General features: G+C 63.9%; 26 protein-coding genes, 1 pseudogene and 1 riboswitch. Of the genes and pseudogenes, 14 read left to right on the forward strand and 13 right to left on the reverse strand.

The genetic code is table 11. The annotated features are described in order from the left end of the window. The first annotated feature begins 91 nt into the window (after positions 1-91). From BMX67_RS09810 to BMX67_RS09835, 6 genes are read left to right on the forward strand one after another with little or no spacing between them, the layout of a single operon-like run. Entirely contained in the window at positions 92-1,171 is a 1,080-nt protein-coding gene (locus tag BMX67_RS09810) for a microcin C ABC transporter permease YejB (protein ID WP_090734485.1), read from the forward strand. Continuing rightward, positions 1,171-2,274 (forward strand): ABC transporter permease, encoded by a 1,104-nt coding sequence (locus BMX67_RS09815; RefSeq protein ID WP_090734487.1) that lies wholly within the window; start codon positions 1,171-1,173, stop codon positions 2,272-2,274. The genes BMX67_RS09810 and BMX67_RS09815 overlap by 1 nt, the downstream gene beginning before the upstream one ends. Continuing rightward, positions 2,271-3,998, forward strand: a complete 1,728-nt coding sequence (locus tag BMX67_RS09820) for an ABC transporter ATP-binding protein (protein WP_090734488.1) — start codon at positions 2,271-2,273, stop codon at positions 3,996-3,998. Before BMX67_RS09815 ends, BMX67_RS09820 begins: the two co-directional genes overlap by 4 nt. Next, the gene (locus tag BMX67_RS09825) at positions 3,995-5,218 is read left to right on the forward strand and encodes a glycosyltransferase (protein ID WP_090734490.1); all 1,224 of its coding nucleotides are present in this window, start codon (positions 3,995-3,997) and stop codon (positions 5,216-5,218) included. Before BMX67_RS09820 ends, BMX67_RS09825 begins: the two co-directional genes overlap by 4 nt. Before the next feature lie 31 nt (positions 5,219-5,249). Continuing rightward, complete coding sequence (cysS, locus tag BMX67_RS09830; protein ID WP_090734492.1) at positions 5,250-6,632, forward strand: cysteine--tRNA ligase; 1,383 nt, start codon at positions 5,250-5,252, stop codon at positions 6,630-6,632. After that, a complete protein-coding gene (locus BMX67_RS09835) occupies positions 6,629-7,381 on the forward strand; it encodes a squalene/phytoene synthase family protein (protein WP_175479871.1) in 753 nt (250 codons plus the stop codon). The genes cysS and BMX67_RS09835 overlap by 4 nt, the downstream gene beginning before the upstream one ends. On the opposite strand, the gene BMX67_RS09840 is transcribed toward BMX67_RS09835, so the two are convergent. The 9 genes from BMX67_RS09840 to BMX67_RS09875 form a co-directional block, all read right to left on the reverse strand. After that, positions 7,378-8,712 (reverse strand): cytochrome P450, encoded by a 1,335-nt coding sequence (locus BMX67_RS09840; RefSeq protein ID WP_090734495.1) that lies wholly within the window; start codon positions 8,710-8,712, stop codon positions 7,378-7,380. The two genes, BMX67_RS09835 and BMX67_RS09840, sit on opposite strands and share 4 nt — an antisense overlap. Beyond that, on the reverse strand, positions 8,709-9,893 hold the full coding sequence (locus BMX67_RS09845) for an alpha/beta hydrolase (RefSeq protein ID WP_090734497.1): 1,185 nt from the start codon (positions 9,891-9,893) through the stop codon (positions 8,709-8,711). Before BMX67_RS09845 ends, BMX67_RS09840 begins: the two co-directional genes overlap by 4 nt. A gap of 54 nt (positions 9,894-9,947) precedes the next feature. Further along, positions 9,948-10,637, reverse strand: a complete 690-nt coding sequence (locus BMX67_RS09850; protein ID WP_090734499.1) for a M48 family metallopeptidase — start codon at positions 10,635-10,637, stop codon at positions 9,948-9,950. 49 nt (positions 10,638-10,686) lie between these two features. Further along, on the reverse strand, positions 10,687-11,868 hold the full coding sequence (locus BMX67_RS09855) for a vWA domain-containing protein (protein WP_090734501.1): 1,182 nt from the start codon (positions 11,866-11,868) through the stop codon (positions 10,687-10,689). Then, the gene (locus BMX67_RS19575) at positions 11,868-12,032 is read right to left on the reverse strand and encodes a hypothetical protein (protein ID WP_175479872.1); all 165 of its coding nucleotides are present in this window, start codon (positions 12,030-12,032) and stop codon (positions 11,868-11,870) included. The genes BMX67_RS09855 and BMX67_RS19575 overlap by 1 nt, the downstream gene beginning before the upstream one ends. 83 nt (positions 12,033-12,115) lie before the next feature. Next, positions 12,116-13,093: an ABC transporter substrate-binding protein gene (locus BMX67_RS09860; RefSeq protein WP_090734503.1), complete on the reverse strand. Its 978-nt coding sequence runs from the start codon at positions 13,091-13,093 to the stop codon at positions 12,116-12,118. Further along, positions 13,090-13,830: an ABC transporter ATP-binding protein gene (locus tag BMX67_RS09865; RefSeq protein ID WP_090734504.1), complete on the reverse strand. Its 741-nt coding sequence runs from the start codon at positions 13,828-13,830 to the stop codon at positions 13,090-13,092. The genes BMX67_RS09860 and BMX67_RS09865 overlap by 4 nt, the downstream gene beginning before the upstream one ends. Continuing rightward, on the reverse strand, positions 13,823-14,584 hold the full coding sequence (locus BMX67_RS09870) for an ABC transporter permease (protein WP_090734506.1): 762 nt from the start codon (positions 14,582-14,584) through the stop codon (positions 13,823-13,825). The genes BMX67_RS09865 and BMX67_RS09870 overlap by 8 nt, the downstream gene beginning before the upstream one ends. A 41-nt stretch (positions 14,585-14,625) precedes the next feature. Continuing rightward, positions 14,626-15,237: a YkoF family thiamine/hydroxymethylpyrimidine-binding protein gene (locus tag BMX67_RS09875; protein WP_090734775.1), complete on the reverse strand. Its 612-nt coding sequence runs from the start codon at positions 15,235-15,237 to the stop codon at positions 14,626-14,628. Continuing rightward, positions 15,229-15,334: riboswitch (TPP riboswitch) on the reverse strand. (Overlaps the previous gene by 9 nt.) A 318-nt stretch (positions 15,335-15,652) precedes the next feature. Here BMX67_RS09875 and BMX67_RS09880 point away from each other — a divergent pair. Continuing rightward, positions 15,653-16,918: an Hsp70 family protein gene (locus BMX67_RS09880; protein WP_090734507.1), complete on the forward strand. Its 1,266-nt coding sequence runs from the start codon at positions 15,653-15,655 to the stop codon at positions 16,916-16,918. 62 nt (positions 16,919-16,980) lie between these two features. On the opposite strand, the gene BMX67_RS09885 is transcribed toward BMX67_RS09880, so the two are convergent. Genes BMX67_RS09885 through BMX67_RS09900 form a run of 4 tightly spaced genes read right to left on the reverse strand, consistent with a single transcriptional unit; the run spans position 16,981 to position 19,950 of the window. Beyond that, entirely contained in the window at positions 16,981-18,030 is a 1,050-nt protein-coding gene (locus tag BMX67_RS09885) for an ornithine cyclodeaminase (protein WP_217645832.1), read from the reverse strand. Then, positions 18,030-18,932 (reverse strand): DMT family transporter, encoded by a 903-nt coding sequence (locus tag BMX67_RS09890; RefSeq protein WP_090734509.1) that lies wholly within the window; start codon positions 18,930-18,932, stop codon positions 18,030-18,032. The genes BMX67_RS09885 and BMX67_RS09890 overlap by 1 nt, the downstream gene beginning before the upstream one ends. A gap of 22 nt (positions 18,933-18,954) precedes the next feature. Beyond that, on the reverse strand, positions 18,955-19,581 hold the full coding sequence (locus BMX67_RS09895) for a cysteine hydrolase family protein (protein ID WP_090734511.1): 627 nt from the start codon (positions 19,579-19,581) through the stop codon (positions 18,955-18,957). Between the two features lie 60 nt (positions 19,582-19,641). Continuing rightward, on the reverse strand, positions 19,642-19,950 hold the full coding sequence (locus BMX67_RS09900; RefSeq protein WP_090734513.1) for a hypothetical protein: 309 nt from the start codon (positions 19,948-19,950) through the stop codon (positions 19,642-19,644). Here BMX67_RS09900 and BMX67_RS20050 point away from each other — a divergent pair. The 7 genes and pseudogenes from BMX67_RS20050 to pgl form a co-directional block, all read left to right on the forward strand. Then, positions 19,901-20,308, forward strand: a pseudogene (locus BMX67_RS20050) (transposase); the annotation flags it as partial. The gene BMX67_RS09900 and the pseudogene BMX67_RS20050 overlap by 50 nt on opposite strands. Before the next feature lie 339 nt (positions 20,309-20,647). Beyond that, on the forward strand, positions 20,648-21,640 hold the full coding sequence (dusA, locus tag BMX67_RS09910; RefSeq protein WP_090734517.1) for a tRNA dihydrouridine(20/20a) synthase DusA: 993 nt from the start codon (positions 20,648-20,650) through the stop codon (positions 21,638-21,640). Between the two features lie 45 nt (positions 21,641-21,685). Continuing rightward, the gene (locus BMX67_RS09915; RefSeq protein WP_090734518.1) at positions 21,686-22,495 is read left to right on the forward strand and encodes a sulfite exporter TauE/SafE family protein; all 810 of its coding nucleotides are present in this window, start codon (positions 21,686-21,688) and stop codon (positions 22,493-22,495) included. A gap of 55 nt (positions 22,496-22,550) precedes the next feature. Next, positions 22,551-23,747, forward strand: coding sequence for an RSP_2647 family RNA methyltransferase (locus BMX67_RS09920; RefSeq protein WP_090734520.1), 1,197 nt, complete (start codon positions 22,551-22,553; stop codon positions 23,745-23,747). After that, entirely contained in the window at positions 23,744-24,283 is a 540-nt protein-coding gene (locus BMX67_RS09925) for an RSP_2648 family PIN domain-containing protein (protein WP_090734522.1), read from the forward strand. Before BMX67_RS09920 ends, BMX67_RS09925 begins: the two co-directional genes overlap by 4 nt. A gap of 60 nt (positions 24,284-24,343) precedes the next feature. Further along, positions 24,344-25,795, forward strand: a complete 1,452-nt coding sequence (zwf, locus tag BMX67_RS09930) for a glucose-6-phosphate dehydrogenase (RefSeq protein WP_090734778.1) — start codon at positions 24,344-24,346, stop codon at positions 25,793-25,795. A gap of 2 nt (positions 25,796-25,797) precedes the next feature. After that, complete coding sequence (gene pgl, locus BMX67_RS09935; RefSeq protein ID WP_090734524.1) at positions 25,798-26,469, forward strand: 6-phosphogluconolactonase; 672 nt, start codon at positions 25,798-25,800, stop codon at positions 26,467-26,469. Positions 26,470-26,473 lie beyond the last annotated feature (4 nt).

The following is a 26,473-nucleotide window of genomic DNA, read 5'->3' on the forward strand; positions in this document are numbered from 1 at the left end:
TCGCGGCGCGAATGGCCAGAACACGGATCAATCGAACAAGGGCCGCAAAGGCCCGGAATGTCCCACGGGGCGCGGGCAGAAGGACAGGCTGATGGGCGCCTATATCCTGCGGCGTTTGCTGCTGATCATCCCGACCTTGATCGGCATCATGCTGGTCAATTTCACACTGACGCAATTCGTCCCCGGCGGGCCGATCGAACAGATTGCCGCCCAGATCCAGGGCGAAGGCGACGCATTCCGCAACATCGCCGGCGGCGGCAACGAGGCGGGCAGCGGCCAGATGCAGGGCGACTACGAAGGCGCCCGCGGTCTGCCGCCCGAATTCATTGCCCAGCTTGAAAAGGAATTCGGCTTCGACAAACCCCCGCTGGAACGGTTCCTGTCGATGCTGTGGAACTATATGCGCTTTGATTTCGGGACCAGCTGGTTCCGGTCGATCAGCGTGGTCGATCTGGTGATCGAGAAGATGCCGGTCTCGATCACGTTGGGACTGTGGTCGACCCTTCTGGCCTATCTGATTTCGATCCCGCTGGGGATCCGCAAGGCGGTGCGCGACGGTTCGCGTTTCGATACATGGACGTCGGGCGTCATCATCATGGGATACGCGATCCCCGCTTTCCTGTTCGCGGTGCTGCTGATGGTGCTGTTCGCGGGCGGCAGCTATTGGAAGATCTTTCCCCTGCGCGGTCTGGTCAGCGACAATTTCGACAGCCTGTCCACCTGGGGCCAGATCAAGGATTACGCCTGGCACGTGACCCTGCCGGTGATCGCCTCGACGATTTCCAGCTTTGCGACATTGACCCTGCTGACCAAGAACAGCTTTCTGGACGAGATCAACAAGCAATATGTCATGACGGCGCGCGCCAAGGGCCTGACCGAACGGCGGGTGCTGTACGGCCATGTCTTCCGCAACGCGATGCTGATCGTGATCGCGGGCTTTCCGGCGATGTTCCTGGGCGTATTCTTCGGCGCGTCGATCCTGATCGAGACGATCTTCTCGCTGGACGGGCTGGGGCGTCTGGGCTTTGAGGCGGCGGTGCAGCGCGATTACCCGGTAATCTTCGGCACGCTGTATGTCTTTGGCCTGATGAGCCTGATCGTCGGCATCCTGTCGGATCTGATGTATGTCTTTGTCGATCCGCGCATCGACTTTGAATCGAGGGCGGGCTGATGGCGCTGTCGGAACTGAACAAGCGTCGCTGGCGCAGTTTTCGCCGCAACGGACGCGCCTTCTGGTCGCTGATCATCTTTGCGATCCTGTTCGTGGTCGCCATGCTGGCCGAGGTGGTGGCCAATGACAAACCCATCGTCGTCAGCTATCGCGGCGAGCTGTTCTTTCCCGCCTACAAGTTCTATCCCGAAACCGCCTTCGGGGGGGATTTCGGGACCGAGGCGATCTATCGCGACGAGGCCGTGCAATGCCTGATCGTCACCGGCGGACGTCAGGATTGCTGGGACTATCCCGAAGACATGATCGCCGCGGTCGATGACGGCAGCAGCGATGTGCCGCAGGATGAACAGGGCTGGATGATCTGGCCGCCGATCCCTTATCATTACAAGACCATCAACAATGTCGGCACCGCCCCCAGCGCGCCGGATGGCGATCATTGGCTGGGCACCGACGACACCGCCCGCGATGTCCTGGCGCGGGTGATCTACGGATTTCGGTTGTCGATCCTGTTCACGCTGATCGTGACCATCGTCGCCTCATCCATCGGCATCGCGGCGGGCGCGGTTCAGGGCTATTTCGGCGGGCGGACCGACCTGATCTTTCAGCGCGTTCTGGAAATCTGGGCCTCGACGCCGGGTCTGTATGTCATCATCATCCTGTTCGCCATTCTGGGGCGCAGTTTCTGGTTGCTGGTCTTTGTGACGATCCTGTTCGGCTGGCCGGCGCTGGTCGGGGTGGTGCGCGCAGAATTCCTGCGGGCGCGGAATTTCGAATATGTCCGCGCCGCACGGGCATTGGGGGTCAGCGACCGCAAGATCATGTTCCGCCACATCCTGCCCAACGCGATGGTCGCCACGCTGACCATGCTGCCCTTCGTGGTCACCGGCACGATCAGTGGCCTGGCCGCGCTGGATTATCTGGGCTACGGGCTGCCGGCCTCGGCACCGTCCTTGGGTGAGCTGGCGCTGCAGGCGAAACAGAACCTGCAGGCGCCCTGGCTGGCCTTCACCGCGTTCTTTACCTTTGCCATCATGCTGTCGCTGCTTGTCTTCATCTTCGAAGGCGTGCGCGATGCGTTCGACCCGCGAAAGACCTTCAAATGAGCGCTGACGAGGACGCCGAACTGCACCCGACCCACCCCGCCATCGGGGCCGCCGCCGCGGTGGCCGAGGATCACGGCACCGCGCAGGGCATTCCGGGCAATCCGCAGGGTCGCGCGACGCGTCCGGCGCCCGGAGGCAAGGTGTTGTCGGTGCGCGATCTGCGCATCAGCTTTTCGCAGGAAGGGCGCATCATTCCCGCCGTCAAGGGTGTCAGCTTTGACATCGGGCAGGGGGAAACGGTCGCGCTGGTGGGCGAATCCGGGTCCGGCAAATCGGTGACCGCGTTGTCGACGGTTCAGCTGCTGGGCGGTGCCGCGATGGTCGAGGGATCGGTCAGCTACGAGGGGCGCGAGATGGTCGGCGCCTCGGACCGGACCCTGCGCGAGATCCGTGGCAATGACATCAGCTTCATCTTCCAAGAGCCGATGACCTCGCTGAACCCGCTGCACACGCTGGAAAAACAGCTTTCCGAAAGCATCGCGCTGCATCAGGGGCTGACCGGCGACAAGGCGCGCGCGCGGATCATCGAACTGCTGACCCGCGTGGGGATCCGCGACCCCGAAACAAGGCTGGCCGATTACCCCCATCAGTTGTCGGGCGGTCAGCGACAGCGTGTGATGATCGCGATGGCGCTGGCGAACGGGCCGCATCTGTTGATCGCGGATGAGCCGACAACCGCGCTGGACGTGACGATCCAGGCCCAGATCCTGGACCTGCTGGCCGAGCTGAAACAGCAGGAACGCCTGTCGATGCTGTTCATCAGCCACGATCTGGGCATCGTGCGCCGCATCGCGGACCGGGTCTGCGTGATGAAGGATGGCGAGATTGTCGAGCAGGGCCCGGTCGAGGCCATCTTCGCCAATCCCCGGCACGCCTACACCCGCAAGCTGCTGGCAGCCGAACCGACCGGCGCCGCCGATCCGATCCCCGCAGGCGCGAAAACCCTTGTCCGGACGCAGGATCTGAAGGTCTGGTTCCCGATCCAGCGCGGGTTGCTGCGCAAGACCGTAGGCCATGTGAAGGCCGTGAACGGCGCGACCCTGTCGGTGCGGGCGGGCGAGACGCTTGGCATCGTGGGCGAATCGGGCTCGGGCAAGACGACGCTGGCACTTGCGATCATGCGCCTGATCGACAGCGACGGCCCGATCATCTTCATGGGGCAGGACATCGCCGGCTGGGGCGCCAAACAGCTGCGCCGCCTGCGCCGCGACATGCAGATCGTGTTTCAGGACCCGTTCGGCAGCCTCAGCCCGCGCATGACGGTCGAACAGATCATCGCCGAGGGGCTGGGCGTCCACGGGATCGACAAGGATCAGGACCGTCGCCAGTTGGTGGCCGAGATCATGGCCGAGGTCGGATTGAGGCCCGAGACCATGCACCGCTATCCGCATGAATTCAGTGGCGGCCAGCGACAGCGCATCGCCATTGCCCGTGCGATGATCCTGCGCCCGAAGGTCGTCGTTCTGGACGAACCGACCAGCGCCCTGGACATGACGGTTCAGGTCCAGATCGTCGATCTGCTGCGCGGCCTGCAACAGAAATACGGGCTTGCCTTCCTGTTCATCAGCCACGACCTGCGCGTCGTGCGCGCCATGTCGCATCAGATCATGGTGATGCGCGCGGGCGAGGTCATCGAACAGGGAACCGCCGCCGAGGTGTTCGACACCCCGCGCACCGATTACACAAAGACTTTGCTGAAGGCGGCTTTCCCCGATCGCGCATGAAAATTCTATTTGTCCATCAGAACTTTCCCGGCCAGTTTCCGCATCTTGCCCCGGCGCTGGCCCGCCGCGGTCATCAGGTTCTGGCGCTGACCGATGAAAAGAACGAACGCCCCAGTCCGGTCAACACGGTCCGCTACAAGGCGCCCGAACCGGTGCAGACCAACGGCGTTCTGGGCCGGACCTATTCCGATTTCGCCGAACGCGGCCTGCTGGCGGCACGCGGCGCGCGGGCGCTGCGCGACCGGCACGGGTTTTCGCCCGATGTGATCGTGGGGCATTCGGGCTGGGGCGAGACGCTGTTTCTGAAGGAAATCTGGCCCGAGGCGAAACTGCTGGTCTATGCCGAACTGATGTATCGCACGCGCGGACATGATGTCGGTTTCGATGCCGAGATGCATCCCGACAGCGACGAGGCGCGTTTCATGACGGTGGCGCGATCCGCGCATCTGATACAGGGCATCGTTCAGGCCGATGCCGCCATCGCGCCGACCCGCTATCAGGCCGACAGCTTTCCGCCCGAACTGCGCCAGAAGATCACCGTGATCCATGACGGCATCGACACGGCCCGCGTCTGTCCGAACCCGGATGCAAACCTGACGCTGCCGAACGGGCAGGTGCTGGACAAAGACAGCGAAGTGCTGAGCTTCGTGTCCCGCTCGCTTGAGCCGTATCGCGGGTTTCACGTGTTCATGCGCGCGCTGCCTGCGGTTCTGAAGGAACGGCCGCAGGCGCAGGTGGTGCTGGTCGGGGGCGAGGGGGTCAGCTATGGCAGCCCGTCGCGCGATGGGCGCAGCTGGAAGGACATCCTGCTGGCCGAGGTCGGACCCTCGCTTGATCTGGACCGGGTGCATTTTGTCGGGCGGCTGGCCTATGCCGAATATCTGTCGCTGATCCAGTTGGCCAAGGTGCATTGCTATCTGACCTATCCCTTCGTCCTGTCCTGGTCGCTGACCGAGGCGCTGTCGGCGGGGGGCTATGTCGTCGGATCGGACACGGCGCCGGTGCGTGAACTGATCACCGATGGGCAGAACGGGCGGCTGGTGCCGTTCTTCGATGTTCCGGCCCTGTCCGCGGCGCTGATCCACGGGTTGGCGGGCGACCCCGACGCCGCCCGCCTGCGCGAGGCGGCGCGGCAGACCATCGTCAACGGCTATGATCTGCAACGCTTCAGCCTGCCGCGCCAGATCGAATGGGTGGAAAGCGCGGGGCTGATGGGCTAAGCCGCCCCGACGTTCAGAGCAGAGGCGCATCATGGTCGAGATCCGGCTGACGAATACCCGTACGCGGAAGAAGGAAAGCTTCACCCCGCTGGACCCGCGAAATGTCCGGCTGTATCTGTGCGGGCCGACCGTCTATGACCGCGCCCATCTGGGCAATGCGCGGCCGGTTCTGGTCTTTGACGTGCTGGTGCGTCTGCTGCGGCAGGTCTATGGCGCGGGTCACGTGACCTATGTGCGCAACTTCACCGACGTGGATGACAAGATCAACGCCAAGGCCGCAGCCACCGGGCGCCCGATCCGCGACATCACCGAGGAAACCATCGGCTGGTATCACGCCGACATGGACGCGCTGGGGGCCGATCGCCCCGATCACGAGCCGCGCGCGACCGATTACATCACCCAGATGATCGCGATGATCGAAAATCTGATCACGCGCCGCCACGCCTATGTGGCCGAAGGGCATGTCCTGTTCGACGTGCGGTCCTTTCCCGATTACGGGCGGCTGTCGGGCCGATCGGTCGATGACATGATCGCGGGCGCACGGGTCGAGGTTGCCCCGTTCAAGCGCGATCCGATGGATTTCGTGCTGTGGAAACCCTCGGGCGAGGGGCAGCCGGGATGGGACAGCCCATGGGGCAATGGGCGTCCGGGCTGGCATATCGAATGCTCGGCCATGTCGGCGGCCCTTCTGGGGCCCAGTTTCGACATTCACGGCGGCGGCATCGATCTGCAGTTTCCGCATCACGAAAACGAGGTGGCGCAAAGCTGCTGCGCCCATCCGGATGGCGATTTCGCCCATGTCTGGCTGCATAACGAGATGTTGCAGGTTGAGGGCAAGAAGATGTCCAAATCCCTGGGCAATTTCTTTACCGTTCGCGATCTTCTGGATCAGGGGGTCCCGGGCGAGGTGATCCGCTTTGTCATGCTGTCGACGCATTATCGCAAACCGATGGACTGGACCGAGGCCAAGGCGCGGGATGCCGAAGCTGTGCTTCGGCGGTGGCGGGGGCTTGCAGCGGGCATCGAGCCCGCAGCAAGCCCCGCGCCCGCGGTGATCGAGGCGCTTGGCGACGACCTGAACACGGCGGGCGCGATTGCGGCGTTGCACGAAATGGTGGCGGGCGATGATCTGCCGCTGTTCGTGGCTTCCGCGCGGATGCTGGGCTTTCTGACGCCCGAACTGGGGGCCTGGGCCGAGGCCGGGGATGAGACCGCCGCGTTGATCGAGGCGCTGCTGGCCGCCCGTGGCGAGGCCCGGAAGGCCCGCGATTTCGCCAGGGCGGATGCCATTCGCGACGGGTTCAAATCGGCGGGTGTCGAGGTCAAGGACACGGCGTCCGGGGCAGAATGGTCGTTGGCCGCCGGGTTTGACGCCGCGCGATTGGCCGATCTGGCAAAAGCGGTCGGCGCGTGACGCTTGAGGTCTGCACCGAGGCGGTAAGACAGCAGGATCCGGACCGCTTTGGCGCGGCTTTGGTCGCACCGCCGAAGTCGCGTCCGGGCCTGATCACGCTATATGCGCTGAACCTTGAAATCGCACGTGCGCCGTTTCAATCGGCCGAGCCGATGCTGGCCGAGATGCGGCTGCAATGGTGGGTCGATCGGCTGGCCGAGATGGGCAGGGGGACGGCACCGCCGCTGCACGATGTCCTGACCCCCTTGTGGCAGGAATGGGGCAGCGAGGCGGGCGCGTTGGTCGGGCTGGCCGAGGCGCGGCGCCGGGATGCGGGGCGCGATGCCTTTGACAGCGTGGACGAGGTTGTCCCCTATATCGATGCAACGGCAGGCGGGTTGATGTGGGCGGCGGCGCGTCATCTGGGCGCGAAGGCGCAGCAGGTGATCGCGGCACAGGCGCGGGGCGCAGGCATCGCCGCCTGGCTGCGGGCCTTGCCGCAATTGCGGGCGCTGGGGCTTGGCCTGCGACATGACGGCGCGGCCGAGGTGCAGGAACTGGCGCGGATCGGCCTGCAGGGGTTTGCCACCGCGCGTCGGCAACACCGGCAGGTCGCCAGATCGGCTGCGGCGGCGCTTTATCCGGGGCCGGGGGCGGGCGCATTCCTGCGCGGCGTCGCAAGGTCCGGGCTGGACCAGCCGCCGGTGACGCCCTTCGCGCGGCGCGGATCGCTTGCGTGGCTGGCGCTGACCGGGCGGTGGTGGATCTAGCGCGGTTCCAGTCGGATGCGGATGCCATCTTCTCCGCGCACCGTCAGGCGGGCGACCGGGACCGGAATGTCGTCCGTTGGCGTCAGGCGGAAGGCCGCGGTCAGGCGGGCCAGCATCACCACACCTTCGATCATCGCGAAACCTGCGCCGGGACAGACGCGCGCCCCGGCTGAAAACGGCAGGTAACCGTCGCGGGCGGCGCTGCGACCGTGATCCGTGAACCAGCGGCCCGGATCGAAATCGTCGGGCGCATCCCACAGGCGCGGGCTGCGCTGGATATGCCAGGGCGACAGGACCAGTTGCGCACCGGCAGGTACAGGGCGGTCGCGAAATCGTTCGGGCATGGTGGCCTGCCGCACCATCATCGGGACGGGCGGATAAAGCCGCAGCGTTTCGCGAAAGACCGCCTGCGTATCCTTCAACCCGGAAAGCGCCGCGAAATCGGGTCGCAGCGCCGCGCCCTCGGCTGCGACGCGATCCTGCCAATCCGGGTTCGCCGCCAGCAGCCACAATGCCCATGCCAGGGCCGAGGCGCTGGTCTCGTGCCCGGCCAGAAAGAAGATCGCGACCTGATCGACCATCTGATCGCGATCAAAGCACAGCCCGGTTTCGGGGTCCGGGGTCGTCATGATCTTTGTTGCCAGATCGTCGGGGGCGCGGCCCTCGCGGATCGCCAGCAGACGGGCATCGACCAGATCGCGGATCAGTTGCCGGATCTGCTGCGCGGTCCGCCGCGTCCGGCGCGAATGCAGGCGGGGCACCCAGCGCGGCATCGGCAGCAGGGCCGCCAGATTGACGATGGGCTGCGCGTGCTGATGTTCGCGGAAGGCCGCAAAGACCTGTGCGGCCAGTTCATGTTCGATGGGCAGTGAAAACAGGGCGCGGAAGATGACATCGGCGGCGGCATGGCTGCATTCGGGCTCGATATCCTGCGGGCCGGGACGCAGACGCGCAATGGCCGCATCGGCGGCATCCCAGATCGCCGGGAACACCTGCCGCAGACGACCACCTTCGAAGGCAGGGTCGATGATGCGGCGCTGGCTGCGCCAGACCTCTCCGTTGGTGACGAAGATCGAATTGCCCAGAAGTGGTGCCAGACCTTCGCGCAGCCGGTCGGATTTCGGGAAATCCTGCGGTCGTTCCTTCAGGATCAGCCGCACAAGCGCGGGGTCGTTGCACAGAAAGCTGTGGATCAGCGGGGTACGGAATTCGGCCATGCGCGCGCCGTAAAGATGGCCGGGCAGGGCCGATAAAAGATCGCGGCGAAACCCGCGGATCAGCCGGGTGAGTGAGCCCCTGCGCCCCGATGCGGCGGGCTTCGGCGGCCTCATGGCAGGCCCGGACCGGCGGGCGTGGCGATCCGCCCGGGCGAGGGGGCGCGGCCCGCAAACCGTTCGGCCAAGGGGACTGGGCCGGTCGTGATCGCGAAATAGTCGTAATCGCCGGGCTGGTCGAAGGCGCACAGGTATTGGAAATGCAGCCTGAACCAGCGGTTGCGCAGTTCCTTCCGTCGCGCATCCGACAGCGTCTGGGTGAAGGCCGCCGACAGGACCAGCGGCCAGCGTTGGTCGGGCCCCGCGACGCCAGTGACCGCGACCGGATCGCAAAGGCCAAAGCAGCAGGCATCGCCCGGTGCGGTCACATCCAGCCAGAAGATCCCGTCCGCCGTCGCAAGCTGTGCCAGATCGGCCCGCAGCGCCCGGGCACGGGGCAGGAAAGAGGCCATCGGGACCACATGACCAAGTGTCAGAAGGGACAGCGGCGCGGGCGGTGCACCCTTGTCGCGCAGGTATCGCGCCACGACCGAGGCCGCCAGATATGCGCCCGAACTGTGGCCGACGACCAGAACCTCGTCCGGGTTTTCGGCAAGCGCGTCGCGCAGGCGTTCGGCGAACTGCTCCACCCGGTGATCCAGCGCCGTCGGGTAGGCACCGCGATGCATGGCGGTGAAGGCATAATCATGCATCAGATAATAGGCGAACAGGCGATGATCGATGCGCCGGAACCCGGCCAGAACGGCATAGCCCGCCAGTGCCGCAGGGATCAGCGCGAATGCCCAGGGCAGGACCCGCGCGGCCAGCACGCCTGTCAGCCACGCCGCCAACCCTGCCAGCATCAGTTGCAGCAGCAGCACGACAATCGGATACAGCGCCGCCAGGACCGGGCCCCGGCGCAGCCGCATCAGCCGGAAGAACGCGCCCGAGAAGATATAGGCATGGACCGTCATCAGCAGTTGCAGATAGGTCGCGCCGATCCCCTGGCTCATCGAGGCCTGCACCAGATCGTCCCAGACCAGAACCTCAAACTCGGTCTGGACGCTGCGGTCGCCGAACTGCCCGGTCGCCAGCCAGCCAAAGCCCGTGCCGTGACGGCGTGGCCGGGTCTGGATCCGATAGCCGGATATATCGGCCTGCATCGCGGATTCACGGCGGAACAATTCGCGGTAGCGGCGCGGGGGGAAGGGGTCAAAGCCCGGAATATACAATACCTTGCGGCGAAAATCTGATGGCATTCAATGGCCTCGTTCGACACAGGTCAGAATAGGCCAATCATGCCGCAGGGCAAGTCATTCACCCGGTGACCAGCGGTCGCGATGTGCGGTGATCGCCTGAATGCGGCGCTTGGTCGGGGGGTGCGACATCAGCCAAGCCGGGGTTCCCGACAGGCCGCGCCCGGTCAGCGCGTCAAGTTTCTGAAACAGGGAAATCTGCGGATCGGTGCCCAGACCCGCCTTGATCATCAGCGCGCTGGCGAAACGGTCGGCCTCGAATTCGTCCTGACGCGACAACCGGGCCGCCACCGCGCTGGCCACGATCGAGGCAAGCCATGCGCCCAGCCCCGGAAGGAACCGGCCCAGCACCGTCGCCAGCGCGACGCGGATGGCGTTCTGACCCGCGAAATCGATCATCCGGCGGCGGGCATGGCCATGGGCGACATGGCCCAGTTCATGGGCGATGACGCTGGCCAGTTCCTCGGGGGTGACCTCGCAGGCGTCCAGTTTGCGGATGAAGCCGCGGGTCAGGAAGATGCGGCCATCGGGGGCGGCGAGGCCGTTGATCGGCTCGACCTCGTAGATATGGGCGGTGATCGGGGGCAGGTCCATCGCCCGGCCCAGCCGTTCCAGCATCGGGGTCAGGCGCGGATGTTTCAGCGGGGTCGAATTCTGATCCAGATCGCGGCGCAGGCGCCATGCCGAAAACATCCACATCACGGCCAGATAGGCGAACAGCAGCAGGATCGGGGTGAATTTCAACATGGGATTCAGGTGGGGTCCGTGGGGCGCGAATGCCAGTGGATGTCCGGCATCACCCCAGAACCCGCATCGCCTGTGTCAGCCCGTCCAGCGTCAGCGGCATCATCCGCTGTTCAAAGATCTGGCCGATCATGGCGATGGATTGGGTATGGCCCCAGTGGCGTTCGGGCACCGGGTTCAGCCAGACATGGTTGGGCCATGTCTCGCAGGCGCGGCGCAACCAGACTTCGCCCGCCTCCTGGTTCCAGTGTTCATTCGCGCCGCCTGGGGCGGCGATCTCGTAGGGCGACATCGAGGCATCGCCGACAAAGATGCATTTGTAATCCGCACCATAGCGATGCATCACGTCCCATGTCGGCGTCTGTTCGGTCCAGCGGCGGCGATTGTCTTTCCAGACGCCTTCATACAGGCAGTTATGGAAGTAGAAATGTTCCATATGCTTGAATTCCGCCCGCGCGGCCGAGAACAGTTCATCGACCAGCCGCGTGTGGTCATCCATGCTGCCGCCCACATCCAGAAACAGCAGCACCTTGACCGCGTTTCGCCGTTCGGGACGGGTCTGCACGTCGATATAGCCGTGATCGGCGGTGGCGCGGATGGTTGCGGGCAGGTCCAGTTCATCGGCGGCGCCGTGCCGCGCCCATTGCCGCAGCCGTTTCAGCGCGACCTTGATATTGCGGGTGCCCAGTTCGACCGAATCGTCGAAATCGCGAAACTCGCGCTTGTCCCAGACCTTGACCGCGCGGCGATGGCGGCTTTCATCCTGACCGATCCGCACGCCTTCGGGGTTGTAGCCATAGGCACCGAAGGGCGAGGTGCCGGCCGTACCGATCCATTTATTGCCGCCCTGATGGCGCGATTGCTGTTCGGCCAGCCTTTCGCGCAGCTTTTTCATCAGCTCTTCAAAACTGCCGCTGCCTTCCATCGCGGCACGCTCGTCCTCGGACAGCAGCTTTTCGGCCAGCTTTTCCAGCCAGTCGCGCGGGATGGTCTGTTCATGGACCAGGGCCTCGACCGGGATCTGTTCCAACCCGGCAAAGCTTTCGGAAAAGGCGCGGTCAAAGCGGTCAAGATGGCGTTCATCCTTGACCAGACACAGGCGCGCGAAATGATAGAACCCCTCGACTGATTGGCCGGGCAGATCGGCCTGCATCCCGGCCATCAGGTCCAGCCATTCGCGCAGGGATACTGGAACCCCTTGCCTGCGCAGCGCGTCAAGGAAGGGGATGAACATCAGAAGGACCGGTCAAGCAGAACGGTGGCGAACAGCGCAAGTATCGCAAAGCCAAGCGCGAAGGCCGCGGCATATTGCGCCTTGTCGCGCCGATCGCCGCCCAGCTTTGCAGCGCGACGCCAGCCCAGAAGGGACCCGACAACAAGGGCAGCGATGACGATCATGGATACCTCGGAGAATGCGTTCCTGAATCAGATAACCGCCCGGTCGGCATCGCGCAACCGACCGGGCGCGAAACCGTCGCGGCCTAGTTTGCCATCCAGCCCTGATCGTACCAGTTCGACACATCGCCCGGCCATGTCAGCGGCTGGCCATCCGCGTCGCGCAACACGCCGCTGTCGTAAAGGAACTGCGCCATGGTCGAAAATCGCTGGGCGTCGATCTGCCCCACCGGCGTGGTCCCGTCGGTCAGATAGCCGCCCGCGTCGATCACCCGCATCGAGCCACGGACCAGATCCTCGTTCGGGAAATCGCCGTTGTCGATCAGGATCTGCGCGGCCTCGGCGGGGTTTTCGGCGGCCCATTCATATCCGCGCTGGGTTGCGGTCATGAAGGCGCGAACGGTGTCGGGTTCGTCTGCCAGCATCCCCGATTGCGTGCCGATATAGCCGCCCTGCTGATCGGGCACGCCGTAATCGGCATAGGTGAAATGCGCCTGCTTGCGGTTCAGCAATTCGCTGTTCACGCCTTCCCATGTGGCGACTTCCAGCGTGAAATCGACCGCGCCCGTGGCCAGTGCCTCGTAGGCGCCGGTGCCAAGCGTCACGGTGTCGTATTCGGGCGTCCCGCCGTCATTGCGGATCATGGTCGAGATCAGCGCGTCTTCCCAGGCGCTGCCGAAACCGGCATAGGTCTTGCCCGCCAGATCAGCGGGGCGGGTGATGTCACGATTTTCCGAGTTGTAGACCAGCCGCCCGGCCTCGCGCTGCATGGTGACCCACAGGGCGGTGATGTCGGCGCCACCGGCCTTCGCGCTCATGAAGCCAAGCGAGGTCATATAGGCGAAATCAACAGCCCCCGCCGCCAGAAGCGCAGTCGAGGCGCTGTCGGAATAGGGCAGGATATCGACTTGCAGGCCGGCCTCGTCAAAGAAACCCTTCTGCTGCGCGACGACCAGCCCGATATGGTTGGTGTTCAATGTCCAGTCCAGCGCGATGCTGACCTGATCGGCGCTGGCGGTGGTGGCGATCAGACCGGCGGCAAGGCCAAGGGGCAGGATATTCATTCGGTGTCCTTCAACAGCATGGATTTCAGCCGCGACCGGGTCTCGGCCAGATTGGCCTCGGTCCGGTCGCGTCGGGGCGTGGTGATGGGAAGATCGGCGGTGATGCGGCCCGGTGCGGCGGCCATGACCAGCACGCGGTCGGCGATCTGCGTCGCCTCGAACAGGTCATGCGTGACCATCAGTACGGCGCGGGGGTTTTCATCCAGTCGCGCGACAAGCCAATCCTGCATCCGCAGTCGCGTCACCGCATCCAGCGCCGAGAAGGGTTCATCCAGCAGCAGAAGACCCGCATCCTGAACCATCGTGCGCAGGAACGCCGCGCGTTGCCGCATCCCACCGGACAATTGATCGGGAAAGCTGTCCTCGTGTCCCTGGAGCCCGAAAACGGGGAACATGGAACGCAGCCTGTCGTGGGCCGCCGCCTTGCGCGCGCTACGGACTTCAAGGCCAAGGGAAGCGTTCTCAAGGATCGTCAGCCAGGGAAACAGCGTGTCCTGCTGTGGCTGATAGGCGATACGGGCGTGGGGCGGCACCAGCGGCGCGCCGTCCAGACCTGCGCGGCCCTTGACCCGCAATTCATCCGCCAGCACCCCCGCCAGCCATTTCACGACCGAGCTTTTGCCGCAGCCCGACGGCCCGATCAGGCAGGTCAGTTGCCCCGCCTGCAATGTCAGGGAAAGGTCATCGACCAGCAGCCGGTCCCCGGCGCGGATGGTCAGGCTGTCGATCTCAAGCATGGGTTTGCCTGCGATATCTGCGCCCCGTGGCGCGATCGAGGATCTGGATCAGGCCCAGCAGGCCAAGCGTCAGCAGCGCCGAAACAAAGACCGCCGACAGCACCAGATCGGCGCGGAAATTGTTCTTGGCGGTCAGGATATAGATCCCCAGACCCTGCCGCGCGCCGGCATATTCGGAAAAGATCGTCGCGACGATCGCATAGGTTGCCGAAATGCGAAGCCCGGCGAAGAAATGCCCCCGCGCCGATGGCAGGGTCGCGCGGCGAAACACCGTCCAGCCACCCGCCCCCATCGACACCAGTTGATCGCGAAAGGCGCGGGGCAGGGTCGCGTATCCGGCGGTCAGGCTGACGACCATCGGAAAGAAGGTGACAAGAATGACCAGCAGCACCTTTGGCAGCAGGCCGAAGCCGAACCACAGCACCATCAGCGGGGCCAGCGCGACAATGGGCACGGTCTGGCTGGCGATCAGCAGCGGCATGACCCCACGCCGCAGCCAACCTGCGAAATGCAGCGCGACGGATACAAGAAACGCAAAGGCGACCGACAGGCCGAACCCGATTGCCGCGACGCGGATCGTCGCCGCCGCGTGTCGCGCGATCTGGGCGCGTTCAACCATGATGCCGTTCATCACGTCGCTGGGCGCGGGAAGGATCAGCGGCGATGCGCCCGACGCCGCGACATAGCCTTCCCAGCCGCCCAGGAACAGGGCGGCCAGAATGGTTGGCGGAAGGATATGCCTGACGAATACCATGCGTCACCACATGCCGATCCCGTGCCGCGAAAGGCGACGGATCAGCGCGGGCTGGGGCTGTTGGCCGAAGCGGTCAGGTCGATGGTCACATGACCCTCGGCCGGACCGAAACGCAGGAAGGCCTGGCGCAGCGTTTCAAAGACGGCTCCGGCATCACCGCGCAGGCGGGTGCAGAAGTTCTTGCTTTTCAGAAAGGTGCCGCGGTTCTTCAGAAAATCGATACAGCCATAGATTTCGGCCATGTGGTCGCCTTCGCCCATCACGTAAAGCGAGAACTGCACATCGATCCCGACACCCAGATCCGGCGCCGCCTGCACCGCCTCGGCCGCAAGCGCCTGTCGTTCGGACAGGGATTGATGCTGGGCACGTTGCAGCGTCTCGCAACGGCAGGTCGGATCGTCGGGCTCGCCGGGGCAGCCGCGCGACAGGGTGACATGCATGGTCACATGTTCGGGGCGGCGGGCCGCGGCGGCGAACAGGTCGCGGATCGCGCCGAACAGCGGTTCGGGCGCACCCACCATCAGGGTCGAGATGTCGTCCGTCTCGATCCGCAGATCGCCGCGATAGGGATCAATCGCCTGCAGCCCCGACGTGATGACCCCGACGAAATCCGAGGTCATCGGATATAGTGATACTTGTGCGCCTATGAACATGCTGAACCTCGCTCCGCTGGTATTACCCAGATCAGCTGTGAAAGGGTTCGCGCCTTCGCGCATCTCAGCCCCTGTCGGAGCACCCCCGGTGATTGCCGCGCAACGTGGGTGAGAAACACGACCTTGTCAACCAAGCGTGATGCCGCGTCGTCTTGCAGCGAAAGCAAGCCCTGGAGGCGGTTGATATTGGTCGGCGCGCGGCCGATCCGATCAAACAGGCCGTAGCCGTCATACGCCACCCGCATCACGTAAAGATCGCGCCCCGCGTCTTGGGCAGGATACAAAGCTGTTACCGGTTATTCTTGCGGTTCATGCGCGTGCGGCGCTGGGCGTCGGGCGGGGCGTGTCCATCGCTTGACAGGTTTCATCGCGCCGCCTAGGGACGTCGGCCCTGTGGGTCACAAGGAACACGACAATGGCGCAAAGATCACCCGGGCTGGGCGTGGATTTCGGCACGTCGAACACGGCTGCCGGTTACATGCAGGATGGCCAGCCGCACCTGATCCAGCTTGCGCCGGGTCAGACCACGATGCCCACCACCTTCTTTTTCGACTACGAGGCGCGCAGGACGTTGATGGGCGAACCCGCAAATCACGCCCTGATCGACGGTATCGAAGGCCGTTTCATGCGGGCTTTGAAGCGCGTCCTTGGCACCAGCCTGATGCATGAGCGCCGGCAGATCCTGAATGAGCGGGTGACCTTCGTCGATATCATCGCGCGTTTTCTGGCGCAGGTGAAAACGCGGGCCGAGGCCGAAACCGGCAAGACCTTCGACAGCGTCCTTTCGGGACGGCCGGTGGTGTTTCACGGGGCGGGCGACCCGCGCGAGGCCGCGGCCGAGGCGGATCTGCGGGCGTGCTATCTGGCGGCGGGGTTCCGCGAGGTGGCGTTCATGCCCGAACCGCAGGCCGCCGCCATCGCCAGCGGCGCCCTGGCGGAACAGGGGTCGATCGGGCTTATCGTCGATGTCGGGGGCGGGACATCGGATTTCTCGTTGTTCCGGTCGGATGGCAACGGCGTCGCCATTCTTGCCAATCATGGCGTTCGCATCGGCGGGACCGATTTTGACCGTGCGATCAGCATCGATCACGTGATGCCGCATTTCGGCAAGGGGACCGAACTGCGCAAGGCGATGGGGCCCGGCAGTTCGCCCACGCCGAATGCCATCTTCAACGATCTGGCCACGTGGGAGAAGATCCCCTTTCTCTATACCCCGCAGAACCGTCGGCTGGCGGCCGAGATGGTGCGGCTGGCGCATGAACCCGACAAGCTGTCCCGGCTGGCGACGGTTCTGGATGACGAGTTGGGCCATGATCTGAGCTTTGCCGTCGAGCGGGGCAAGATTGCGGCCAATGCCGGGGATCGGGCGTCCATCCTGCTGGATCAGGTCGAACCCGGACTGGCCGTGCCGCTTTCGGCCGAAGCGCTGGCCGAAAGCCTGGCGCGCCATGCCGACGCATTGGCCGAGGCCGCCCAGGAAACGCTGAAACTTGCCGATCTGGATGTCGCCCGCGTCCAGAAGGTGGTCTATGTCGGGGGCTCCAGCCTGATGTCGATGGTGTCGCAGGTGATGCGACAGCAGTTCCCGCAGGCCGTCCATTCCTTCAGCGAGGTCTTTACGGCGGTCGCGGATGGCCTTGCCATTGCGGCCGCCGACCCGGCGATGAGCCAGGCCGGCTGACGCCACCCGCCTGCCTGTGGTCATTGCGCCGCCCATCGCCGTTGCGACGATGGGCCAAGGGTTCAGGGTCGTGCCCGACCCAGCATGCCGAACAGGTCGCGCGGATCGTCCGGGTCCGCCAGCAGGTCCAGTTCGACATAGAGATCGGTGCCCTGAATGGCACGGTGGATATAGCGCAGCGCCGAGAAATCCTCGATTGCAAAGCCGACGCTGTCGAACAGCGTGATCTGGCGCCCATCTCTGCGACCGGGTTTCTGTCCGGTGATGACCTGCCACAGTTCGGTCGTGGGATGGTCGGGGTCCAGCTGCTGGATCTCACCCTCGACGCGGGTCTGCGGCGGGTATTCCACGAAGATGTCCGATCGCATCAGAATGTCGCGATGCAGTTCGGTCTTGCCGGGACAATCGCCGCCGATGGCGTTGATATGCACGCCGCTGCCGATCATGTTGTCGGTCAGGATCGTGGCATATTGCTTGTCGGCGGTGCAGGTGGTGATGATCTGCGCGCCCTCGATCGCCTCCTGGCTGCTTTTGCATGTGATGACCGTCAGACCGCTGTCCTGCAGGTTGCGGGCTGCCTTGCGTGTCGCGACGGGGTCGATGTCGTACAGACGTACGGTGTCGATGCCGCAGACGGCCTTGAAGGCAAGGCATTGAAACTCTGCCTGCGCACCATTGCCGATCATCGCCATGCAGCGCGACTGTTCCGGCGCCAGATGCCGCGCAGCCATGGCCGAGGTGGCGGCGGTGCGCAGCGCCGTCAGCAATGTCATTTCCGTCAGCAGCTTGGGATAGCCTGTTTCGACATCGGCCAGCAACCCGAAGGCCGTGACGGTTTGCAGCCCCTCGCGGGTGTTCTTGGGATGGCCATTCACATATTTGAAGCCATACATCTGGCCGTCGGATGTGGGCATCAGTTCGATCACGCCGACGGGCGAATGCGACGCGACGCGCGGCGTCTTGTCAAAGCTTTCCCAGCGCCGGAAATCGCCCTCGATCTCGGTCGCCAGATCCAGAAGCATTTTCTCGATGCCGATCTCATGGACAAGGCCCATCATGTGCTGGACAGAAACGAAGGGCACAAGCGCACGATCAGAGGGAAGCAGGGTCATCAGGTTTCTCTTTTCTGAAGAAGGGACATCGCCAGGCCCGCGGTCGTGATGACGGCGATGCCTGCCCAGGCAAGGCTGGTCGCCGCAACACCCCAAAGCAGAAAGCCCCAGAGGCAGGCGAAGACGAGAAAGGAATATTCAAAGACCGAAACGAAGGCGGGCGTCCCGATCCGGTAGGCCTGCGCAATCAAGGATACGGCGATCACCGCGCCAATGGCCTGAAACAGGGTCAGACCCAGAAAGCGCGGGCTGGGCGTTACCCAGGCACGGGTCAGGAACGGCCCGGTTGTATCCGCGCCGGGTGACAGGCTGACAAGGGCCAGCATGGCGGCCGCGATCGTCCCGATGACAAGGAAGATCCCCACAGCCATCGTCAGTGCGGTTTCAGACGCGCAGATATGGCGGGTCAGAAGCATGCCGAAGCCATAGAACAACCCGGCGGCCAGGGGCATCAGCGATGCGGGGCCGAGGGCGGCCGGATCGGGTTGCAGCAACATCAATGCGCCCCCGAACCCTGCCAGGATCGCAAGCAGTTGCAGGCCGCCAAGACGGGTGCCGAACAGGATGGCCGACAGCAGCAGAACCCAGATCGGTGCGCTGAAAAGTCCCGCGCCGGCCTGTGCGACAGGCAGCGTTCCCAAAGCCGCGAAATAGATCAGCAGACCGGTCGAAACCGCCGCGCTGCGCAGGGCCAGACGGCTTGGGCTTGCCGCCCTGATCGGCTGGCGGAACAGCCGCGCCGCCAGAAACAGGATCGGCAGGGCAAAACCGGCGCGAAACAGCTGGAATTGCCACAACCCTGCCTCTTGTGACACGGCAAGGACGAAATTGTCGATGAAGCTGAGGATTGCCGAGGCCGCCAGTGCCAGACAGGCGGCCGCGACATTGCCGTTCGTCGTCATGTTGCAGGGTTCCGTTCGACGATCAGGCGCCCACGTGATCCATGGCGGCCAGAACCTCGTCGATGGGCCGAATGGCGCCGTGCTGAAGATATTCCATCGCCTTCAGCGAAGCCTCATGCGCCTCGAGGCTTGAACCGGCAACGCAATCTTCGACCACGCGGCAGAAATAATCGCCCTGATGGCCGTCGACAAAGGTGTAATGGACGCAGACATCGGTCAGGCCGCCGGTCAGGATCAGCGTTTCGGCCTTCAGCCCGCGCAGCAGGATTTCCAGATCGGTCCCGTAGAACGCCGAATAGCGCCGCTTCGAGATCCGATAGTCGTCGGGCCGCATGCCAAGCTCTTCTTCGGCAAAATCGGTCAACGGATTGCTGTCAAGGCAATGCACCGTTTCGTCGCCATCCAGTTCGCGCCCGAAATCGACCAGATCCGCACGGTGGATTTCCTGGATGAACACGACCGGAATGCCTTTTTCGCGGGCTTTGTCGATCACCACCTTGCTGCGTGCCATCCGTGCGGCATAGTCGGGCATATGTGCGATTGATCTCTCATCGTCCGGGATCGGGGCAAAGGTTGATTTCTGAATGTCGATGACGATCACTGCGGCGCGACCTTCGATCAGTGCGCGCTTGTTCTGGGTAGCATTCATCGGGGGAAAACCTTCTGGAAGTGCGTAAAGGGATATGCGGGATGACGGAAAGGCTGCGGGTCAGGCGGCCTTTCGGGGCTGTCCTGTCGGGACCACGTCGCGTGGCCGCAGATGTGGCAGATAGCGTTTTTCGGCCATGCGAAAGGCAAACGAGATCAGGAAGACGATCGCCATGTAGAACAGCATCGCGGTGACGAAACCTTCGTAGGCCAGGTAATAGCGTCCGTTCAGCCATCGCCCGACGCCCAGCAGATCCTGTAGCGTGACGGTACTGGCGACGACCGATCCGTGCAGCGTGAAGATCACTTCGTTCGAATAGGCGGGCACGCTGGAGGCCGACTTCTGTGTCGAGGCGCTGACCGAGGCCATCCACAAGTTCGGCCCGCCAGAGATAATGAATACGGATCAAGGGTCCCAGTTCACGTCCTTTGCCTGGACGGACCGGCTCCGACGATCTGGCGTGCGCATATCGATGGATGGGAAGGGCGTTCGCAAGCTCACCCTCGACAACATCTTCATCGAGAGGCTGTGACGCACTCTCAAATACGAGTGCGTCTACCTGCATGCCTGGGAGACCGATTCGGAGACAAAGGCGGCCATTCGGAAATGGATGACCTTCTACAACCACCAGCGCCCGCATTCAGCCCTGGGCGGCAAGCCTCCGGCGCTGGCCTACTGGCAGAGAAATGATATCCCCCCCCCCCCGATCAGCAGGTGCAAAGAGTAGCTTAATTTACGCCAGATCCTGTCCAAGAGATGGGAAGTAGCTTAATCTGCTTCTGTCGCTTCTGTCGCTTCTGTCGCTTCTGTCGCTTCTGTCGCTTCTGTCGCTTCTGTCGCTTCTGCGCTCAGCGTTCTGCCTCTTTATGAGTAGGAAAGGTTTGGCTTTCGTTGAAGTTGGCGCTGCGACGTATGATTTGTGCTAGGAATTTTATCCCACCCCTAGTGTTGTGTGTCACTATCGTAGCCATGTATGACTTTTGATCATGCTCACGGCGAGAACGAGACAAAACAAGAGCAAGCGGCGTATGATCCGCCACCTAATCGAGCGGCAGATAAAAGAGAAATGCATCTTAAATCATTGACTTGTATCGATCCTCTTCTTTCTGTAGCCCCGATGATGGACTGGACGGATCGCCACTGTCGGGTGTTTCACCGGCTGATGAGTCGTCATGCCCTGTTGTATACGGAAATGGTGACCGCGCCGGCGATCGTGCATGGCGACCGGGCCAGATTGCTGGATTATGACGCAATCGAACATCCGGTCGCGTTGCAGCTGGGGGGATCGGATCCGGCCGAACTGCGTCAGGCGACGCAGATTGCCGCGGATTGGGGCTATGATGAGATCAACCTGAATGTCGGGTGTCCCAGCGATCGCGTGCAATCGGGGCTGTTCGGGGCGGTGCTGATGAAGACGCCCGATCTGGTCGCCGAATGCGTCAGCCAGATGATGGCCGTCAGCCCGGTCGAGGTGACCGTCAAATGCCGCATTGGCGTCGACGATCAGATCGCCGAAGAGGTGCTGCCGCATTTCGTTGCGACGATGCGCGATGCCGGGGTGCGGCGGATCGCGATTCATGCCCGCAAGGCGTGGCTGCAGGGTCTTAGCCCGCGCGAGAACCGTGAAATTCCGCCGCTGGACTATCCGCTGGTGCATCGCATGAAGCAGGACTTCCCGGATCTGCACCTGTCGCTGAACGGGGGCGTCGCCTCGCTGGACGAGGTGCGCGAGCATCTGCGCGTGATGGATGGGGTGATGGTCGGGCGCGCGGCCTATCATCAACCGTGGGACATTCTGGGTGCCGCAGACCGCCTGTGGGAAGATACGCCGCCTTACGCATCGGGGGTCGAGGTGGCGCAGGCCATGCGGCCCTATATCCTTGACCATCTGGCGACGGGTGGCCGGCTGCACCAGATCACGCGGCACATGCTGGGCCTGTTTCACGGTCAGCCGGGGGCACGGGGCTGGAAACGCACCCTGTCCGAAGGCGCCTCACGGGGCGGGATCGAGGTCTATGATGCGGCACTGGCCCAGATCACCACGGCGCTTGCCGCCTAGTCAAAGGGGCTGGCAACGCGCGGGCCACCGCGCTATGGCGCTGACATGGCGGAATATCTGATCCCTCTTCTGACCTTGCTGGCGACAGGTGCCTTTGCCGGCGTGCTGGCAGGATTGCTGGGCGTGGGCGGCGGCATCGTGCTGGTGCCCGCGTTTCTGTTGGTGTTCACCGGCGCGGGCTATGACGGCCCCGATGTCATGCAGATCTGTCTGGCGACCTCGCTTGCGACGATCATTGTCACCTCGATCCGGTCCGTCATGGCGCATCACCGGCGCGGCGCGGTCGACTGGCAGATCCTGAAAACCTGGGCCATCGGCATCGGCATCGGCGCGGTCATCGGCGTGCTGACGGTCGGCGCGCTGCGGACCGAGATGTTGCAGGTCATCTTTGCCGTTCTGGTGGTGATCATCGCGACCTATATGGCGATTTCGCGATCCCACTGGCGGCTGGCCAAGGATATGCCCAAGGGGCTGCGTCGCGCGATCATCGCCCCGATGATCGGCTTTGTTTCGGTTTTGCTGGGCATCGGCGGCGGCAGCATCGGCGTACCGCTGATGACGCTGCATGGGCGCAGCGTGCATCGCGCGGTGGCGACGGCGGCGGGTTTCGGGGTGCTGATCGCCGTGCCGTCGGTCCTGACATTTCTGGCCTATCCGGCAGATGGCGCGCCGCCCTACACGATAGGTTCGGTGAATATCCCGGCCTTTCTGGTCACCATTTCGATGACGTTGCTGACTGCGCCGCTTGGCGCGGCGCTGGCCCATCGGACGGATGCGGCGCGGCTGAAACGTTATTTCGCCATCTTCCTGATGCTGGTCGCGGCGAACATGCTGCGCAAGGCGCTGACAGGCTAGGGCGCTTGTGCGCAGGCGGGGGCCGTGCCAATTGGGCTGCGAAAGGAATCCCGCCATGACCGATATCCCAGTTATCCGACTTCGTCCCAAATCCAAGCCGCAGGCGATCCGCCACGGCTTTCCCTGGGTCTTTGCCGATGAGGCGGTGCTGGATCGCCGCACCCGCAACCTGCTCGCGGGCGGCTTTGCCCTGCTGGAAGACCCCGAGCGGCGGCCAATGGCGCTGGTGACGGTGAACCCGAATTCCAAGATCGTGGCGCGGGTGATGGATGCCGATCCGCAGGCGGTGATCGACACCGAATGGCTGAAGGTTCGGTTGGCGCGGGCGCTGGCCATGCGACAGCGGTTGTATGGTGCCCCGTTCTATCGGTTGATCCATGCCGAGGCCGACGGCCTTCCGGGGCTTGTCATCGACCGTTTCGGCGAGACGGCGGTGATGCAGCCCAATGCCGCCTGGGCCGATGTGATGGCCGAACAGATTGCGGATGCGCTTGTGCAGGTCACCGGCGTGTCGCGCGTGATCCTGAACGGGCAGGGCCGCGCCCGCGGTCTGGAGGGCCTGGATGAGCGGATGGAGGTTCTGCGCGGCAGCGCCCCCGATCAGCCGGTTCCGGTGCAGATGAACGGCGCGACATATCTGGCCGACGTGATGGGAGGGCAGAAGACCGGGCTGTTCTTTGACCAGCGGCCCAACCATGCCTTTACGCAGCAACTGGTCAAGGACGCGCGGGTGCTGGACGTGTTCAGCCATGTCGGCGGGTTCGGCCTTGCCGCGCTGGCCGCCGGGGCCAAGGCGGCAACCTGCGTCGATGGCAGCGCCCCGGCGCTGGAACTTGCCAAGGGCGGTGCGCAGGCCATGGGCATGGCGGATCGGCTGGATCTGGTTCAATCCGATGCCTTCAAGGCGATGGAGCGGATGGCCGAAGAGGGGCAGCAATTCGATGTCGTCATTTGCGACCCGCCTGCCTTTGCGCCCTCGAAACCCGCGCTGGAGGCTGGCCTGCGGGCCTATGAACGTGTGGCCAAGCTGGCCGCGCCGCTGGTCGCGCCGGGTGGCTATCTGGTTCTGTGCAGTTGTTCCCACGCGGCCGATCTGACCCAGTTCCGCAATGTCAGCGCGCGGGGGATCGGTCGTGGGGGGCGGCGTCCGGTGCTGATCCATACCGGTCAGGCCGGGCCCGACCATCCGACGCTGCCGCAATTGGCGGAAACAGGTTATCTGAAGGCGCTGTTCTTCCGGCTGGACGGATGAAGGCAGTCCTGGACGCCAATGTCCTGTTCCCGACGATCCTGCGGGAAATACTGACCGATCTGGCTGCGGCGGGGCTGTATGCACCGCTGTGGTCGGATCGCATTCTGGCGGAATGGCGGCACGCCGCCGCCCGGCTTGGCACAGATCAGGATGCCGTCGCCGGGGCCGAAATCGCGCTGCTGTCGGCGCGGTTTCCCGCCGCCTCGATGCCCGATGACGGCGATGCCTGCGTCGACCTGAACCTGCCCGATCCTGCCGACCGGCACGTGCTGGAAGCCGCGATCGCGGGGCGCGCGGACCTGATCGTCACCGCAAATCTGCGTGATTTTCCGGAAGGCATCATGCGCGGGATCGGCCTGCGCGCCCTGCATCCCGACGCGTTTTTGCTGGATTGCCACGCCCGCGCGCCCGGTCTTGTCGCCGATGCCGTCCATGCCGCGCGTGACAAGGCGGCACGGATGGGGGGTGACATCCCACTGCGCGACATGCTGAAACGCAGCAGGCTGCCCCGACTTGCACGCGCATTGAAAGGTTGAACCAGATTGCTGTTATCGCTAACAAAGGATATGGCGGACGCCAGTGATAAGGAGGACAGCATGGTCTCGCGTGTCATTCCGGTCGATGATTTCGACCTCGTGATTTTCGGCGCTACGGGCGATCTGGCGCATCGCAAGATTCTGCCGGGGCTTTTCCGGCGCTTTGTCGCAGGGCAGATCCCCGAAACGTCGCGCATCGTGGGTGCCGCCCGGACCCAGATGGATGACGGCCAGTTCCGCGACGAGGCCGCCAAGGCCATCTGCGAATTTGCCAAGGTCAAGAAGAACGACCCCCGCCTGGCGCAGTTTCTGGAACTGCTTGGCTACACCCCGATCGACGTCAAGGGCGAGGGCGGCTGGAAAGAGCTGAAGTCGCGGATGCGCGACGGCGCGGTGCACGCCTTCTATTTCTCGGTCGCGCCATCGCTGTTCGGGGATATCGCCGAACGCCTGTCGGGGCATGGCATCGCCGATGACAACAGCCGCATCGTCGTGGAAAAGCCCTTCGGTCGCGATCTGGCCAGCGCCAAGGCACTGAACGCGACGTTGGCGCAGCATTTCCACGAAAGCCAGATCTACCGGATCGACCATTATCTGGGCAAGGAAACCGTCCAGAACCTGATGGCGGTGCGTTTCGCCAATGTTCTGTTCGAACCGCTGTGGAACGCGCAATATGTCGATCACGTCCAGATCACCGTGGCCGAGACGGTCGGCGTCGGTGGCCGCGGCAGCTATTACGACAAATCCGGCGCGATCCGCGACATGGTCCAGAACCACATGATGCAGCTTCTGTGCCTGATCGCGATGGAACCGCCCTATCATTTCGATCCCGACGCGGTGCGTGACGAAAAGCTGAAGGTGATCCGGGCGCTGGAACCTGTGCTGCCCGAAGATATCGTCCGCGGTCAGTATCAGGCCAGCGGCGATCAGCCCGGCTATCTGGAGGATGCCGAAAACCCGGACTCGCGGACCGAAAGCTATGTCGCGATGAAGGTCCGCATCTCGAACTGGCGCTGGCAGGGGACGCCGTTCTACCTGCGCACCGGCAAGAAGCTGCGCGCCCGCACCAGCGAAATCGCCATCACCTTCAAGGAACCGCCGCATTCGATCTTTGACGATACCGGTGCGCCCAAGGCCAATGAACTTGTCATCCGTCTGCAACCCAACGAGGGTATGAACCTGAAGGTGATGATCAAGGAACCCGGACCGGGCGGCATGCGTCTGGTTCAGGTGCCCTTGGACATGTCCTTTGCGGATGCGTTGGGGGCCGAGGGGTCGGACATGCCGGATGCCTATGAACGCCTGATCATGGATGTGATCCGGGGCAACCAGACGCTGTTCATGCGTGGTGACGAGGTCGAGGCGGCCTGGGCCTGGACCGACCCGATCATCGAGGCGTGGGAAGACAGCAAGCGCGCGCCCGAACCCTACGACCCCGGTTCATCGGGCCCGGAAGAGGCGCTGCGCCTGATGCACCGCGACAACCGGCGTTGGAGAGAGATCAGATCATGAGCATGGATTTCCGCGAATATCCCGACCGCGAAATGCTGGCCCTGTCGCTGGCCGACCGGATCGCGTCGCAGGTCGCGCAGCATCTGCGTGGCAATGACGGCGCCAGCCTGTGCGTGCCCGGCGGGACATCGCCCATGCAGGTGTTCGAAACGCTGAGCGGTGCGGATATCGACTGGGGCCGGGTCACGGTCTTTCTGGGTGACGAACGCTGGGTCGATGGCGACCACAAACGCTCGAACGGGCGGTTGCTGCGGCGGCATCTGTTGAAGGACAAGGCCGCCGGGGCGAACTATATCGACCTTTATACCGGCGATGCGCGTCCCGATGACGCGGCGGATGCGCTGGAACAGGCATTGCAACCGCATCTGCCGATCACGGTCGCGCTGCTGGGCATGGGCAATGACATGCACACCGCCAGCCTGTTTCCCGGTGCCGATCATCTGGCCGCGGCCATGGCGAATGACGCGCCCGCGCTGATGCCGATTCGCGCAGAGGGCGCAGAAGAGCCGCGCATCACCATGACGCGTCCGGTTCTGTCGGATGCGATGAACATCCATGTGCTGATCATGGGCCCGGAAAAGCGCGAGGCGCTGGAACGCGCGCAGAAGCTGGACCCGATCGAGGCGCCGATCCGCGCCTTTCTGGACAACGCGACCGTCCACTGGGCGGAGTAGGAGC

Origin of the sequence: Paracoccus homiensis, from assembly GCF_900111675.1 — a bacterium.
GTDB classification, from domain to species: Bacteria; Pseudomonadota; Alphaproteobacteria; order Rhodobacterales; family Rhodobacteraceae; genus Paracoccus; species Paracoccus homiensis.

Bases quoted from the DNA above. Each gene is read 5' to 3' on its own strand.
- BMX67_RS09880 (WP_090734507.1), top strand. From the start codon at position 15,653: ATGGCGCAAAGATCACCCGGGCTGGGCGTGGATTTCGGCACGTCGAAC.
- BMX67_RS19575 (WP_175479872.1), bottom strand. From the start codon at position 12,032: ATGATCGTCATCGCTGCCCTTGTTGTCGGGTCCCTTCTGGGCTGGCGT.
- BMX67_RS09840 (WP_090734495.1), bottom strand. From the start codon at position 8,712: ATGAGGCCGCCGAAGCCCGCCGCATCGGGGCGCAGGGGCTCACTCACC.
- BMX67_RS09875 (WP_090734775.1), bottom strand. From the start codon at position 15,237: ATGTTCATAGGCGCACAAGTATCACTATATCCGATGACCTCGGATTTC.
- BMX67_RS09810 (WP_090734485.1), top strand. From the start codon at position 92: ATGGGCGCCTATATCCTGCGGCGTTTGCTGCTGATCATCCCGACCTTG.
- zwf (WP_090734778.1), top strand. From the start codon at position 24,344: ATGGTCTCGCGTGTCATTCCGGTCGATGATTTCGACCTCGTGATTTTC.
- BMX67_RS09815 (WP_090734487.1), top strand. From the start codon at position 1,171: ATGGCGCTGTCGGAACTGAACAAGCGTCGCTGGCGCAGTTTTCGCCGC.
- BMX67_RS09820 (WP_090734488.1), top strand. From the start codon at position 2,271: ATGAGCGCTGACGAGGACGCCGAACTGCACCCGACCCACCCCGCCATC.
- BMX67_RS09915 (WP_090734518.1), top strand. From the start codon at position 21,686: ATGGCGGAATATCTGATCCCTCTTCTGACCTTGCTGGCGACAGGTGCC.
- BMX67_RS09870 (WP_090734506.1), bottom strand. From the start codon at position 14,584: ATGGTATTCGTCAGGCATATCCTTCCGCCAACCATTCTGGCCGCCCTG.
- BMX67_RS09885 (WP_217645832.1), bottom strand. From the start codon at position 18,030: ATGACCCTGCTTCCCTCTGATCGTGCGCTTGTGCCCTTCGTTTCTGTC.
- BMX67_RS09895 (WP_090734511.1), bottom strand. From the start codon at position 19,581: ATGAATGCTACCCAGAACAAGCGCGCACTGATCGAAGGTCGCGCCGCA.
- BMX67_RS09860 (WP_090734503.1), bottom strand. From the start codon at position 13,093: ATGAATATCCTGCCCCTTGGCCTTGCCGCCGGTCTGATCGCCACCACC.
- cysS (WP_090734492.1), top strand. From the start codon at position 5,250: ATGGTCGAGATCCGGCTGACGAATACCCGTACGCGGAAGAAGGAAAGC.
- BMX67_RS09900 (WP_090734513.1), bottom strand. From the start codon at position 19,950: ATGGCCTCGGTCAGCGCCTCGACACAGAAGTCGGCCTCCAGCGTGCCC.
- BMX67_RS09920 (WP_090734520.1), top strand. From the start codon at position 22,551: ATGACCGATATCCCAGTTATCCGACTTCGTCCCAAATCCAAGCCGCAG.
- dusA (WP_090734517.1), top strand. From the start codon at position 20,648: ATGCATCTTAAATCATTGACTTGTATCGATCCTCTTCTTTCTGTAGCC.
- BMX67_RS09925 (WP_090734522.1), top strand. From the start codon at position 23,744: ATGAAGGCAGTCCTGGACGCCAATGTCCTGTTCCCGACGATCCTGCGG.
- BMX67_RS09855 (WP_090734501.1), bottom strand. From the start codon at position 11,868: ATGTTCATCCCCTTCCTTGACGCGCTGCGCAGGCAAGGGGTTCCAGTA.
- BMX67_RS09825 (WP_090734490.1), top strand. From the start codon at position 3,995: ATGAAAATTCTATTTGTCCATCAGAACTTTCCCGGCCAGTTTCCGCAT.
- pgl (WP_090734524.1), top strand. From the start codon at position 25,798: ATGGATTTCCGCGAATATCCCGACCGCGAAATGCTGGCCCTGTCGCTG.
- BMX67_RS09890 (WP_090734509.1), bottom strand. From the start codon at position 18,932: ATGACGACGAACGGCAATGTCGCGGCCGCCTGTCTGGCACTGGCGGCC.
- BMX67_RS09850 (WP_090734499.1), bottom strand. From the start codon at position 10,637: ATGTTGAAATTCACCCCGATCCTGCTGCTGTTCGCCTATCTGGCCGTG.
- BMX67_RS09845 (WP_090734497.1), bottom strand. From the start codon at position 9,893: ATGCCATCAGATTTTCGCCGCAAGGTATTGTATATTCCGGGCTTTGAC.
- BMX67_RS09865 (WP_090734504.1), bottom strand. From the start codon at position 13,830: ATGCTTGAGATCGACAGCCTGACCATCCGCGCCGGGGACCGGCTGCTG.